Source organism: Micromonospora taraxaci, assembly GCF_007830095.1.
In the GTDB taxonomy this organism is placed as follows: domain Bacteria; phylum Actinomycetota; class Actinomycetes; order Mycobacteriales; family Micromonosporaceae; genus Micromonospora; species Micromonospora taraxaci.
The window spans coordinates 4,718,803-4,730,974 of the sequence record NZ_VIWZ01000001.1 but is presented as its reverse complement, the minus strand read 5'-3'; the positions used below and the strand labels follow the sequence as shown (position 1 = coordinate 4,730,974).

At 68.6% G+C, this 12,172-nt stretch carries 14 protein-coding genes; 7 read left to right on the top strand and 7 right to left on the bottom strand.

The window, feature by feature from the left end:
• Positions 1 to 67: 67 nt before the first annotated feature.
• The gene (locus FHU34_RS21375; RefSeq protein WP_145783325.1) at positions 68 to 832 is read right to left on the bottom strand and encodes a hypothetical protein; all 765 of its coding nucleotides are present in this window, start codon (positions 830 to 832) and stop codon (positions 68 to 70) included.
• A 316-nt stretch (positions 833 to 1,148) separates the two neighbouring features.
• Here FHU34_RS21375 and FHU34_RS21370 point away from each other — a divergent pair, with 316 nt between their 5' ends.
• The 5 genes from FHU34_RS21370 (at position 1,149) to FHU34_RS21350 (ending at position 5,249) form a co-directional block, all read left to right on the top strand.
• Positions 1,149 to 1,982, top strand: coding sequence for a hypothetical protein (locus tag FHU34_RS21370; RefSeq protein ID WP_145783323.1), 834 nt, complete (start codon positions 1,149 to 1,151; stop codon positions 1,980 to 1,982).
• A gap of 542 nt (positions 1,983 to 2,524) precedes the next feature.
• Entirely contained in the window at positions 2,525 to 3,109 is a 585-nt protein-coding gene (locus tag FHU34_RS21365) for a hypothetical protein (RefSeq protein ID WP_244311774.1), read from the top strand.
• A gap of 75 nt (positions 3,110 to 3,184) precedes the next feature.
• Complete coding sequence (locus FHU34_RS21360; protein WP_244311773.1) at positions 3,185 to 4,024, top strand: helix-turn-helix domain-containing protein; 840 nt, start codon at positions 3,185 to 3,187, stop codon at positions 4,022 to 4,024.
• A 65-nt stretch (positions 4,025 to 4,089) separates the two neighbouring features.
• Positions 4,090 to 4,671: a dihydrofolate reductase family protein gene (locus FHU34_RS21355; RefSeq protein WP_145783319.1), complete on the top strand. Its 582-nt coding sequence runs from the start codon at positions 4,090 to 4,092 to the stop codon at positions 4,669 to 4,671.
• Positions 4,668 to 5,249, top strand: coding sequence for a CbrC family protein (locus FHU34_RS21350; RefSeq protein ID WP_145783317.1), 582 nt, complete (start codon positions 4,668 to 4,670; stop codon positions 5,247 to 5,249). The genes FHU34_RS21355 and FHU34_RS21350 overlap by 4 nt, the downstream gene beginning before the upstream one ends.
• 117 nt (positions 5,250 to 5,366) lie before the next feature.
• Here the strand turns inward: FHU34_RS21350 and FHU34_RS21345 are convergent, their stop codons facing one another.
• The 4 genes from FHU34_RS21345 to FHU34_RS21330 form a co-directional block, all read right to left on the bottom strand.
• Positions 5,367 to 5,711 (bottom strand): cupin domain-containing protein, encoded by a 345-nt coding sequence (locus FHU34_RS21345; RefSeq protein WP_145783315.1) that lies wholly within the window; start codon positions 5,709 to 5,711, stop codon positions 5,367 to 5,369.
• Positions 5,712 to 5,809: 98 nt separating this feature from the next.
• A complete protein-coding gene (locus FHU34_RS21340; RefSeq protein ID WP_145783313.1) occupies positions 5,810 to 6,826 on the bottom strand; it encodes an ABC transporter permease subunit in 1,017 nt (338 codons plus the stop codon).
• The gene (locus tag FHU34_RS21335; protein ID WP_145783311.1) at positions 6,823 to 7,704 is read right to left on the bottom strand and encodes an ABC transporter ATP-binding protein; all 882 of its coding nucleotides are present in this window, start codon (positions 7,702 to 7,704) and stop codon (positions 6,823 to 6,825) included. The genes FHU34_RS21340 and FHU34_RS21335 overlap by 4 nt, the downstream gene beginning before the upstream one ends.
• Positions 7,701 to 8,090, bottom strand: a complete 390-nt coding sequence (locus FHU34_RS21330; RefSeq protein ID WP_145783308.1) for a GntR family transcriptional regulator — start codon at positions 8,088 to 8,090, stop codon at positions 7,701 to 7,703. The genes FHU34_RS21335 and FHU34_RS21330 overlap by 4 nt, the downstream gene beginning before the upstream one ends.
• A 209-nt stretch (positions 8,091 to 8,299) precedes the next feature.
• Between FHU34_RS21330 and FHU34_RS21325 the strand changes: the two genes are divergently transcribed.
• A complete protein-coding gene (locus FHU34_RS21325) occupies positions 8,300 to 8,782 on the top strand; it encodes a YxiG-like protein (RefSeq protein WP_145783305.1) in 483 nt (160 codons plus the stop codon).
• Positions 8,783 to 9,344: 562 nt separating this feature from the next.
• On the opposite strand, the gene FHU34_RS21315 is transcribed toward FHU34_RS21325, so the two are convergent.
• Complete coding sequence (locus tag FHU34_RS21315; protein WP_244311771.1) at positions 9,345 to 9,722, bottom strand: immunity protein Imm33 domain-containing protein; 378 nt, start codon at positions 9,720 to 9,722, stop codon at positions 9,345 to 9,347.
• Between the two features lie 191 nt (positions 9,723 to 9,913).
• Positions 9,914 to 10,675 carry a helix-turn-helix domain-containing protein gene (locus tag FHU34_RS21310; protein WP_425280545.1) on the bottom strand — a complete coding sequence of 254 codons (762 nt, stop codon included), beginning with the start codon at positions 10,673 to 10,675 and terminating at the stop codon, positions 9,914 to 9,916.
• 294 nt (positions 10,676 to 10,969) lie between these two features.
• On the opposite strand from FHU34_RS21310, the gene FHU34_RS21305 reads away from it, so the two are divergent.
• Positions 10,970 to 12,172, top strand: a complete 1,203-nt coding sequence (locus FHU34_RS21305; protein ID WP_244311770.1) for a helix-turn-helix domain-containing protein — start codon at positions 10,970 to 10,972, stop codon at positions 12,170 to 12,172.

The window sequence follows — 12,172 nt, the reverse complement described above, 5'->3', positions numbered from 1 at the left end:
CGCCCGAGGCCAGACACCTCGACACGTGCCGGTTCACCGGTATCTGGCAGGAAAGAAGCGGCCGGAGTTAGCCAGCCGGCTGTGGTGTCTGATTGCCGTCAACGGCCCGACCGTCGCCGGGCGGTGCCGCCGGCCCGGGCCGCGGATGCTCGGGAAGGTCCGGATCCTGCGGAGGGACGGGGGGATCCGGCGGAGCGACCCACCGGACCACCCGGTTGAGCCACCGCACCGGGCGGTGGCGATCCGCGTCCGCGGCCCACCACCGCGCCCACCAGCCAGGGCGACGCCAGGCGATCAGGATCGCCGTGGTCTCCGCCACGAACCCCCACCCGAGTACGGCTATCGCGGCCCACCGCGTACCGGTCAGGTCCTTCGGGTCGGCCGGCACCAGGAGGACTGCCGCGCCGATCAGCAGGAACAGGACCCCCAGGTTGTAGTGGCGGCGGGCACGGCCGATCCAGAACCGCCAGGCGGCCTGGTGACGTCGCAACTCCCACTGGACGACACGACGCCGCTGCGGGTCCGCGGCATCCGGATACCAGGCGAGAGCTTCGCTCGGTGTCACCGAATAACCACGAGCGCGGGCGTGCGACTGGACCGCCCGCAACAGCACGATGACCGCCGCCCCGAACAGCAGCAGGGACAGGCTCGGCCACCTCAGGGCATTCTCGATCTGCAGGACCAGGCCGAGCAGCGTGACCGCTGCCGCCGCCAGCAGCGGTGCCGCTATCCCGCCCAACCCGTCGGCAGCTTGATAGGCGCCGTAGGGATCCGGAGGAGCCACCGTATAGCTGGCGATATCCGTAGGTGGTCCGCCGGGCTCTGTCGCCATCGGGTCATCGTGCCAGCCGACCGCCACAGGCGGATAGAGCGAGGGGGATGAGCGGGCCGTGATCACCGTCCTGCTCACTGGATGCCCGATCGAGCCGGTTGCGCGAGTCTGATGCTCTTGGAGGGTGACCCCACCGCGCCAGCCATCATCGGCCACGCGACGACTGATCAACCGACGGATGACGTTGCGGTCAGCGCGGTCCGAGAGCGTCGCGGCGGAGGTGTCTGCATTTCGCCAGCGACGGTCGGCAGGAATGCTCGCCGGGGTCGCGTTGGTCCTCGGTGTCCTCTCGTACCTGGCGTACCAGCAGAGCGCCATGAGTTATCCCGAGTTGTTGTCGAACGACGGCTACATCAAGGCGAGCTCGCCGACTACCGCCAACGTGGCGCTTCATCTCGCGTCCCCTACCGCCGCCGGCATCGGTGATTCGCCGAAGACCACCCTCGAACTCCAGTGGCTGACCCAGACCCGGGAACGGTTCCACCTCATCCTCCACTTCGAAGAGGAGGCCCGGTCGACGGAGTACGTGACGGGAAGCCCGGAACTGGCAGTCCTCGCCGTCTTCGACGAATTCGACGACGACGGCGAGGAGATACTTGTATCCATCGACCCGAGCAAGGTCCGCGACGAGGTCGTGAACGGCTATTACGCCGGTACGTCGTCGATCTCGTTGATGCTCTACGAGCCGGTGGCAATGGAGGCCATGGGCAAGGTCGTCGTGGACAGCCCGACGTTGGCCCAGAGTTTTCCTTGTGCCGCTCTGGACGGAACAGACCCGACCACGGCGGAGGAGCGCTCGGCCCTGATCGTGCCAGGGTGGTACGACTGCCAAAACGCCGATCCGACGATCGCGCTGCCGGAGGACGACGTCCGATACCGGCAGACCGTGACCGTCACACCACGTGAGGCTTCCGGACTGCGGCTTGAGTCAGCATTCGGAACGCCCTCTCTTCGCATCGGCTTGTTCAGGCATGGCCTCAACATCTACTGGGAGGATCAGGAGAGGATCGACGCGATCGGGATCTTCGTCGACCCGGTCGCCGAGAACACCGGTCAGCGTTACCTCTTCTGGTCCGGCGTGGCAGGTGGCCTCGCCGGTGGCGTCGCCACCATGTTCCTTGACGCGATCCTTCGCCGGAAGCAGGGTTAGCAACGACGAGCCGCAAGCGATTATGAGCGGCTCGGCGTCACGATGCTGGGGCGGTTTGCGGGTGCAGGTGGTGAGCAGCCGATTGCTCCTGATGGCCACTCAGCTACCAGCCTCCGAAGGCTTTGTCGGGCTCAAAGAAGCTCAGACGCTCGGCACGCACAGGCAGCATGATGCACGAGCGCCGGGTGCACACCGCCGCCTGGCACCCGATGAGCTCCCGTCCACGCAGGGTTCGTGCGTTGGGCCTTTTCGGGCCGCTACCCGATGGCGAGAGCTCGCGGGAAACGGGGTCGCCGGATCGGGACCGACGGGGCATGATTCTCTTCGCACCGAATCCGGCGGATCTTCACCCCGTGCGGCGAGGTACGAGATACCCAGCTCAGCTGGCCTGGCGAAGTCTGGGCCGCGCCGCTCAGGAGAACACTGTGCACTGCACGAAATGTGGAGCCGAACTCGAATACCCCGGCCAAGGCCACATGTGCCGGTCCTCGGCCCCGCCACCCACGGTCAGGACTGAAGGTTGGAACATCGCGACCTGGTTCGTGATCGGGATCGCCATCCTCTACGCCCTGGCTGCGATCGCCGTGGCCGTCCTCGGCAGCATCTTGGGTGACCGGGGCAGGCAGCCGTCGTCGTCCAGCACGGGAGCAGCGCTCGGCTACCTCCTGGCCAACCTGACCGTGATCGCCGCCATCATCGGCTTGGTCATAAGCGGGCTGATCTGGGGCCGCGGCACCCGTCAACTCGCTGAGGCGCACGGGTCCCCCGGCCGTCCGTACAGCCGTCACTGGGGCATACGCGTCTTCTCTGCCTGCCTCTTCCTGAGCGCTGCTGTGGCCTGGCTGGCTGCCGACCGAACCGCCCCGGCCGTCCTGTTCGGCCAGGCTGCCCTGCGCACACTCGGAGCTGCCGCGCTGATCGGAGGCGTGCTGCACAGCCGGGCGCGGGTCCTGCGGCTGATCGCTGACGTTGACCGAATCGTCGCCGGACACTACTCGCCGGTCGCCGGGCAGGACCGGGCCTGGCCGCTGTCGCCCACTCCGACCAGCGAAGACTGGAACGCCGGGCAGTGGGACCCCGACGTGCTGCGCGACATCGAAGCCCGCCGCCACCGTGACAGAACCTGAACTGGTCTCCGGATCGGCGTCGGTCGAGGCCATCCCGGCGCGCGACTCCGGCTGGGCGTCGGTGATGCTGTGGGCGTGGAGTACGTGTCCAGAGTGCCGCGACCGCCGCTGGACGGGCTGATCGACGACCTGTACTACCTGGAGGGCCCGCCGCCGTATACCCGGCTGACGCTGCCGGCAAGTCCGGCGGCGTTCCTCATCGTCAATCTCGGGGCGCCGTTCCGCATCCGTGCCGGCACCGACATCGAGACAGCCGAGTACGCCGACGGCTGCGTGGTCACCACGCCCACTCGCGCCTTCGAGTTCGGCTACCCGCCGCGGACCCGGTCCGTCGGCGTGCACTTCAAGCCCTGGGGGCCGGCACCCTTCCTGCCGATGCCCGCGGCCGAGCTGTGTGACCGGCCAGCGACACTGGAACAGGTTTGGGGTCGGCCCGCCGTCGACGAGCTGCGAGACCGGCTGGCTACGGCGGACGGACCGCACGAAATGCTGACGCTGCTCGAGGAGGAGCTGATGCGACGGCTGTGCGAGACCGTCGGCCTGGGGCTGGTTCGCCAAACGAGCACCGTCATCGCGGCGACCAGCGGGGCGGTGGCGATCGGCGATCTGCGGGTGGCAGCCGGTGTCAGCAGCACTCATCTGGCCCAGCGGTTCAAAGAGCTCATTGGCGTCACGCCGAAGCAGCTGGCCCGCAGCTACCGCTTCACCGCTACCGTGTTCGCGATCAACCCCGCCGGACCGATCAACTGGGGCGACCTCGCCGGTGGTGCCGGCTACTTCGACCAGGCTCACTTCGGCCACGAGTTCCGGGCGTTCACCGGGCTCACGCCTACCCGGTACGTCGAAGTCCGGCGGCGGTTCCTGCGCGAGCACCCCGGCCACGTGCTGGACGGCTGGCCGCTGCCGACCGATTGATTTCTTACAAGAGCGGCAGCCCGCGAGACCCTAACCTGAGGGGATCCCCAAGCAGAGGAGCGCCCGTGGGCGAAGTGGTCATGTACAGCTCGGTGTCGGTGGACGGCTTCATCGCTGACCAGAACGATCAGCCCGGACCGCTGTTCGACTGGTTGCTCAGCGGTGACGTGCCGTTGGACGATGGTGGCGTGTTGAAGGTGTCGCAGGCGTCCTACGACCACACCCGGCCGTACTGGGACAGGATCGGGGCGACAATCGCCGGCCGCCACGTCTTCGACATGACGGACGGCTGGGACGGGAAGCCTCCGGGCGGGGTCGACCACGTGGTCGTCGTGACGCACCGGCCGGCGCCCGAGGGCTGGGACCCCGAGGCGCCGTTCCACTTCGTCGACGGTGTCGAGGCAGCCGTGGCCAAGGCGCAGGAGTTGGCGGGTGACCGCCTCGTCGAGGTCGCCGCTGGCGACGTCGGTGGCCAGGTGCTTGCCGCAGGGCTGGTCGACGAGGTGCGCATGGACGTCGTACCCGTGGTGTTCGGGTCCGGCAAGCGCTACTTCGGGTCGGTCGACGCGCAGCACCTGTTGGAGGATCCCGACGTGGTGATTCAGGGCAACCGGGTGCTCCACCTGCGCTATCGGGTGCGCCGTTGACCGATCTGAGCGGGTGCACGGCTGCCCGGGAGGGCTTGTTCCCGCTGTTCCGTTACCACCTCGATCCAGTCGCTACCGGGTCGGCCGTGCCCACGGACGAGGCGTGCGCGCTGTGCGGGTTCGCACGCGGCTGGCGGTACGCCGGGCCGATCTACGGTCGTCGGGTCGATGTGCTGTGCCTGCACTGCATCGCCTCGGGTGAGGCGGCGCGGGCGCTGACGACCGTCGCCGAGTGGCCCTGCATGTTCACCGACGCGACCGACGTGCCGCAGGATGTTCCGCTCGCCGTCGTCGAGGAGGTCACGCAACGTACGCCGGGGTTCGACTCCTGGCAGACGCCGAACTGGCTGTATCACTGTGGCGACGGTGCCGTCTTTCTCGGCCTGGCCGGGTACGAGGAGCTGCGCGCCCACCCGGACGCACTGGGGATGATCCGGGACGACCTGTTCCGGCTCGGGTGGTCGACAGATCAGGCCGACGAGATGCTGCGGCGGATGGACCGGACCGGTGAGCCGACGGCGTACCTGTTCCGGTGCCTGCACTGCGGCGTCTACGTGGCCTCCTGGGACATCGGGTGACGGACAGCGGCAGGGACAGGTGCGCGGACACCGAGGCGTCGGCCGATGGTGGGCGGATCGACGTGACGTACATCCGGCGTTGGCGCGTCGTCGATCTGTAGCGAGGGTCGCGACCGCCTACCCGGCTCGACGGTCTGGAGCGCGCGAGCCGTACGCCGGGCCGAACACCACCAGTAGCGCCAGGTCCTCGGTGACCTCGTCGAACCGGTGCTCCTCGCCGGCCGGCACGAAGATCACCGAACCCGGGCACACCTCGGCTGCGCCGTCCGGGGTCACGATTCGGGCCCGCCCGGCGGTGACCACGTAGATCTCGTCCTCGGTGTGCGGGCTCTGATCGTCGAGACCGCCCGCCGGGATGCAGTACGTTCCCACCGACAGGTCCGGCACTCTCAGGTGTTCGACCCAGTCGTTGGCGGCCCCGACAGGTGCAGTCCACCGGCCCGCCCCTTCAATGATCTGCATTGCAGAACCCTAAGGGACGTCTCGCAACTGGGTGAAGGCGTTTCCCAGCGCTGGCCCGGTGGGGGCAGTCGCGCCGTCCGCCCCCACCGGCCGTGCCGTCACACCAGTCTGCGGCGCACCCACCAGAGCGACAACAGGGACAGCACGACGGTCAACGCGATCAGGACGCCGAACTCCCGCCATTGCAGGTCCCAGAACTTCGAGCCGGGCACGTAGCTCACCTTCACGCTGAGGTTCTGCTGCTCCAGCCACCTATGGCACGCGTCGCGACCACCGGCCGCCTTCGGACCGCACTGGGTCATGTCGGCCGGACCGGTGAACTCCGCTCCGGTGGAGGTGATCGTGGTGCTCGACACGACCCAGTCACCCCTGCGCTCGGGCTGGACATGGAGCGTCATCTGTCCGGTGTCGACGCTCATTGAGATCCCGAAATCATCGTCCATGCTCAGCGGACTGACCGTGGTGACCGGCTGGGCCAGCCAGGGGCGCACCACGATCGGCGCGGCAATCTGGAGACTGACCACCACCAGCAGGGTCACCGCCATCGCGCCGAGGGTCCGCCGCAGCAGCAGCCCGGTGGCGACACCCACCACGAAGGCCAGCGTCGCGTAGCCAACCGGCACAATCCCTCGGGCCGCGAACACCAGCGGGTTCATCCGGTCCGCCGAGGCCCCGTCGATCGGCTGCGCCCACTCGGTCAGCACCAGGCTGAGCAGGCCGGCACCGAGCGCGGCGGCACCGCCGCCCAGCGCAAGTTTGACCAGCATCCAGCGGTCCCGGCTGACGGACTGGCTGAAGACCATGCGGTACGTCCCGGACTCCAACTCCCGGGCCACCAGCGGCGCGCCCCAGAAGATGCCCATCAGGGCGGGCAACAGGTACAGGGCCGCGATGGCGGCGATGTGGAATTCACTCGCCCATCCCGATTGCAGCGCCTGGAGGAAGGCCTCGCCGGCGGCAAGGCAGGCGTCGCCCTGGCACCCGGTGTATCCGGTCTGCGTGGCCAGCTCCGTCACCTCCGCCCAGGTCAGCGCTAGACCGGCCACGAGCACCAGCAACAGGGCGCCGGTGGCCAGGGCCGGGGTCCGGAACTGCCGCCAGGTCATCCAGATCATCGCTGTCCCTCCAGAACCCGATCCGACCCGCCGCCGGTGGCCCCGCTCATGTACGCCAGCACGATGTCCTCCAGGTCCAGCCGGTCGACCTGCCACGACGCGTCGACGATCGGCGCGGTGCTGCGCACCACCAGGGTCGACTGCACCGCGGTGTGGCTCTGCTCGATCAAGGCCTGCCCGGTGCCCAGGTTGGCGGTGTCGCGCCGCCGCCCGACCAGGCGGTGGTGGGTGGCGAGCAGGTCGTCCACGTCGCCGGCCACCCGCACCCGGGAGGCGACCAGCACGATCAGGTGGTCGCAGACCCGTTCCAGGTCGGCGACCAGGTGCGAGGACATCACGATGCTCATGCCCTGCTCGGCGGCCAGCTCCATCAGCCCCTGCAGGAAGTTGCGCCGGGCGAGCGGGTCGAGTGCCGCCACCGGCTCGTCCAGCAGCAGCAGATTGGGCCGCTTCGCCGCGGCGACGGTCAGGGCAAGCTGGGCGCGCTGGCCGCCGGAGAGCTTGCCCGCCTTCTGCGCCGGGTCCAGGCCGACCTGGGCGATCCGCCGCTCGGCCAGCCCGGTGTCCCAGGACGGGTTGAGGTGGGCGCCCATCCGCAGGTGGTCCGCGACGGACAGGTTGGCGTACACCGGGGTGTCCTGCGCGACGAACCCGACCTGCGCCGACCCGCTGGCCGGCCGCGCGCCGAGCACCTCGATCCGCCCCGAGGTCGGACCGAGCAACCCGCAGGCCAGCTGTAGCAGCGTGGACTTGCCTGCGCCGTTGGGCCCGACCAGACCCACGACGTGGCCGGCCGGAATGTCCAGAGTGCAGTCCTTCAATGCGAAGCGCCGCCCGTACCGCTTGCTCAGACCTTCCGCGATCAGCGCGCTAGTCATCCTCGGGCCTCCGAAAAGGTCCGGAAGCTGCTGAGGAAGAGCGCTTCGATGCTCTCGTCGTCCAGGCCCGCATCCCGAGCCTCGTTCAGCCAGCGCGTCAGGTCCTGCCGCAGCGGTTCGTGCTTGCCCAGCGAGTCGGAGCCCAGCGTGCGGGTGACGAACGTGCCCAGGCCGGGCCGGGCCGCGACCAGACCCTCGTACTCCAACTCGCGGTACGCCTTGGACACCGTGTTCGGGTTGATCGCGACCCGGGCCACCACCTCCTTGACGGTGGGCAGCTTGTCGCCTTCGTTCAGGACCCCGAGCCGGAGCGCGTGGCGCACCTGTTGGATGAGCTGCATGTACGGCGCAACCCCGGACCGCGAGTCCAGGTGAAACTCGATCACCTCGCCACCCCATTCCACTAGTTGCCTAGCAGAATAGGGTCATGGGTGGTCCCTTCGCTACCAAAGACCGAAACTCGTGCCGTGGAATCTCGGCTGACCACCTGTCGTGGCACGTCAGGGCTTCGAGCTTGGATTGACGCGATCCCCGGGCTGAAAGTGCGCGGACGCCCCTGCCAGGGGCAGGGGCCCGGCGAGTGGTAGAACGAGGCGTGGAGGTCGCGCAGCTCAGACAGGCGTTGGATGACATCTTCGACAGCGGGATCGTGCATCACGGGTACACCGATTACATGCGCGATTACGAAGTCATCGCCTGTGTCACCGCAGACCCGCGTGCCGGCATCCCGCCCGTCCACCTCCGCTACCTCTTCAAGTACTGCGTGGTAGCCGAGGTGCGGACGGCGGTGAGTCCCGATACCTGGCGTTGCTCGCTCGACGAGCGACTGACCGACCGGACGGTCGGCCCGGATCTGGACGGCTTCGTGTGGGCAGTGCGATGGCAGCCGCTCTACCCAGGCGCGGAGGTGGTGGCGGACTCGGAGCGTGCGCGGTCGTGGGCTGACAAGGTCGGCATTCCCTTTCACGAGGTCCGCTTCGAGATGAACGCTCACGTCATCACTCTCGTCTTCAGTGACCTTGACGTGGCGGAGGTGAGGGAGGGCTACGCGCCCTTCGCGGTCAACGAGGACCACTGACGCGTCCATAGGAGCATCGGGGTAGCAGGCGAGCCGCGTGCTGGCTAGAGGCCGCGCAGGGCCTCGTGAAGGTCATCGCCATAATTCGCCCAAAGGGACAGAGAGCCATCGGCGTTGATGCTGCCCATGTACCAGCCGTCCTCGGCTACATGAGCGAGGCACAGGCCGTCGAAGCCAAGTACGAGGTCCGGTGAGATCGGGGTGTAGCGCGATCCTTGCTGCCAAACTGCCGCTGGTCGGTCCGCTGGTAGTACGACGGCAGAGGTGCTCCCAGACACACGACGTATGCGCCGCGAGGTCCAGCCGCGAGGGAGGGGTCGAGTCACGGCCTCATGATCGCACTCCGTGCGGAGGGGCAGACTGGTCCTCAAGCCGTGCCAGCAGTGCAGCAGCCAGGTACAGCAACGATGCCAGCCGAACTGAGCCGAGGTGCGTGAGCAGGCCGTCTGATCTCGCATCAAGCCCGAACCGACCGGCTTGCCGGGCGCTCGTCGGGCAGGTCAGTGACGACGGTGCCGAACTGCGTGCTCTGCTGCGTCGGCCGACCAACGACGTGCCGGGGTCAGACGTCGAGGAGGGTCTCGTCGTACCAGACGTCCTCGTAGTCGGGTGCCAGCACAACGCCCCAACCTGGCGGAAGCGCCAGGTACGGCTCGAGTTCGGGGGCGTATTCGTCGAGGTGCTCGATATGAATGGGCGCGAAGAACTCGTCGTCATCCTGAGGAATCCCGGGGCCGCGCCACACGAACCAGCCGTTGCTGTTGCCTGAAATCGGATGCCGCAGGGCGTTGAGCGGCTCCAACTCGCGGGGGCGCGACAGGGCGATGCCGATCATCGTCTGCTGGGTCGGGGGCGATGGCTCGACCGCGAATCGTCGACACACGTCGCGTTGCGCCGCCGAAACGTTGATGCCCGGCAGGCGCCGAAGCCAACTGATCACGTCGCACATCATGTGGAGCCAGACCGTCAACGGTCAACCGGAGCGCGGCACGCTGCCGGACGGTGTGGGCGGACCTCCTCACGTCTATCAGTACGGCCATTGATCGGGCCGCACGCGGTGCCAACTAGGCGCGTTGGGGGCAGCTTGGTCAGCGGCCAGGACCGGCCGCACCCTCACGAGAGTGCGGCGGTCTATGTGACGGACGTGTTGTAGTGATCGAGCGTCGCCTTGGAGGTCGACGCGTCCCGAAAGACAAGTTCCCAGGGGCCGGTGTTCACGTCCATGTCCTTGCCGAAGCCGATCCACTTCCCGGCCATCCGTCGGCCGGTGGGCTCGGCGATGAGTTGGATCGCTCCGTGGTATCTGGCACCCCGGTAGTAGCCCGTGGAGTCGGTCTGCTCGACCCAGGTGCCCGTGACGACCGCACCGTCCACAGTCAGGTCCAGCGAGAGGGACGACGACGCCGACCCGGGCAGGCTGCGCGCGGTCAGTCGATCGCCGTGCTGAAGCAGGACCACGAAGTGTTGTCCGGCGAAGGAGTCTCCCCGTCCGCTGGAGTAGTACTGGTAGCGGCTGAGCCACACGCCTTCGTACGACCGGTGGGCGGTGTTGGGTTTGGTCGTCGGCGTGGGGGTGGCCAGGCTGGACACGGGAGATGTCAGGTCGTGGCCGCCGTGTTCGTCGTCGGCGACGTGCCCGCCGGGCACCGCGGCGAAGCCCAACAGCGAGATGGGCAGCCCGGTGACGACTTCCAGCGCACGGGCGTAGACAGGTCGCGGCGCACTGATCGCACCAGACTCCCACCGCTGGACGAGTCTCTTGTTGGCGTCGTTGGGCTCCCCGACGCGGAAGCCAGCGGCTTGGAGCGCGCGAGCAAAGTCGTCCTGACTCATGCGCATACCGGTGCGGACGGCGCGCAAGGCGGTGTTGGGGGCGGCCATGACTGCCACCATAGCCTCGTGTCGCCTCAATGTCGCCAGCAAAGTGGCCTGATTGTCGGCTCTTGTGCCGTCGCATCAGGTGACGTCTCGACGTCACTGTGGATCTGCGACGGTCGGCGTGCCGCCGCTTTCGACTGGCGGAGGTGGGAATGCCGGGTAAGGGCGACGAGCCGGCGGTGAGCCGTAGCGAGCAGATCCAGGCGGCCGAGCGGGAAGAGGCGAAGCGGCGGCTTCTGGCGGAGGCGGAGGCGGGTCGGGTTCCCGTAGAGGAGACGACCCGGGCCATACCGGATCGGCGGTGGCGTCGTGGGCAGCATTGAGTTGTTGCCGGTGGGACGGCGGGTAGCGTACTGGCGGGCTCGGCGAAAGTTGTCGCAGCAGGTGTTCGCCGACCGGCTCGGGAAGTCGAAGAGCTGGGTCGACAAGGTCGAGCGCGGCGTCCGCGCGCTGGATCGGCTGTCCACGCTCCAGGAGATCGCGCGCGTACTGCGTATCGACACCGCCGTTCTGGTCGGTCGGGACGTCGCGCCGGTCGGGTCGGCGGGTCGCGTCGAGGGCGTGGACCGGATCAGGGCGGCGCTGTCCCGGTACGACATCCCGTTGGGCAAGCCGGCGGACTGCGGTCTGGCGGTACCGGTGGACCGGATGCTGCGGGATGTGGCGTACGCGTGGACGGCGTTCCAGTACGCCCGTTACCCGCAGGTGCTCGATCTGGTGCCGGACCTGCTCACCCGTGCGCAGCGCACCCATGCCGACACTCCGGTGTCGGGTCGGGTGCCGCTGGTCGAGGCGTACCGGATCACCGCTGCTCTGCTGATCAAGCTCGGCGACGCCGAGCTGGCGTGGCTGGCGGTGGATCGGGCGATGCTCGCCGCCACCGGCGACCGGGAGCTGGTGGCCGCTGCGGCCGTGCAGCTCGGCCAGGTGTTACGCGCCTTCGGGCGGGCCCGGGAGGCGAAGTCGGTGATGCTCGCCGCTGCGTACCGGATCGCCCCGCCCGTGATCGAGCACGGCGTACCGGCGGAATTGTCCATGTGCGGGACCCTGCTCATCCAGGCTGCCCTGGCGGCGGCGCAGGACGGGAACGAGGCCACCGCCGGCGAGTTGCTCGACGAAGCCGCGGGCATGGGGGAGCGGGTCGGCGACGGGCGCGACCATCACCGCACCGGTTTCGGGCCCACCGCCGTCGACCTGGCTCGCGTCGCGGCAGCCGTCGAAGTCGGCGACGCTCGTGGTGCGATCGTTTGGCACGAGAAGGCCACCTCGCGGGCCGGCTGGCGGTGGCTGCCCGCCGAACACCGCGCGGCGTACCTGCTCGACGTCGCCCGCGCCTACCTGAACGTCGGGGATGCGGGCAACGCGGCTCGCGTGCTGACCGAGGCCGAGCGCACCGCACCGGCCGAGATCACGTACCGGCCCGTTGCCCGCGATGTCCTCGCCGAGGTTGCCCGCGACCCCCGCGCTCCGACGACGATCGCTCAGCTCGCCGCGACACTCGGGGTGGGCTGA

Excerpts from the sequence above, each read along its gene's own strand:
- FHU34_RS21340 (WP_145783313.1), bottom strand. The coding sequence starts at position 6,826 with ATGATCTGGATGACCTGGCGGCAGTTCCGGACCCCGGCCCTGGCCACC.
- FHU34_RS21375 (WP_145783325.1), bottom strand. The coding sequence starts at position 832 with ATGGCGACAGAGCCCGGCGGACCACCTACGGATATCGCCAGCTATACG.
- FHU34_RS21370 (WP_145783323.1), top strand. The coding sequence starts at position 1,149 with ATGAGTTATCCCGAGTTGTTGTCGAACGACGGCTACATCAAGGCGAGC.
- FHU34_RS21345 (WP_145783315.1), bottom strand. The coding sequence starts at position 5,711 with ATGCAGATCATTGAAGGGGCGGGCCGGTGGACTGCACCTGTCGGGGCC.
- FHU34_RS21310 (WP_425280545.1), bottom strand. The coding sequence starts at position 10,675 with ATGGTGGCAGTCATGGCCGCCCCCAACACCGCCTTGCGCGCCGTCCGC.
- FHU34_RS21335 (WP_145783311.1), bottom strand. The coding sequence starts at position 7,704 with ATGACTAGCGCGCTGATCGCGGAAGGTCTGAGCAAGCGGTACGGGCGG.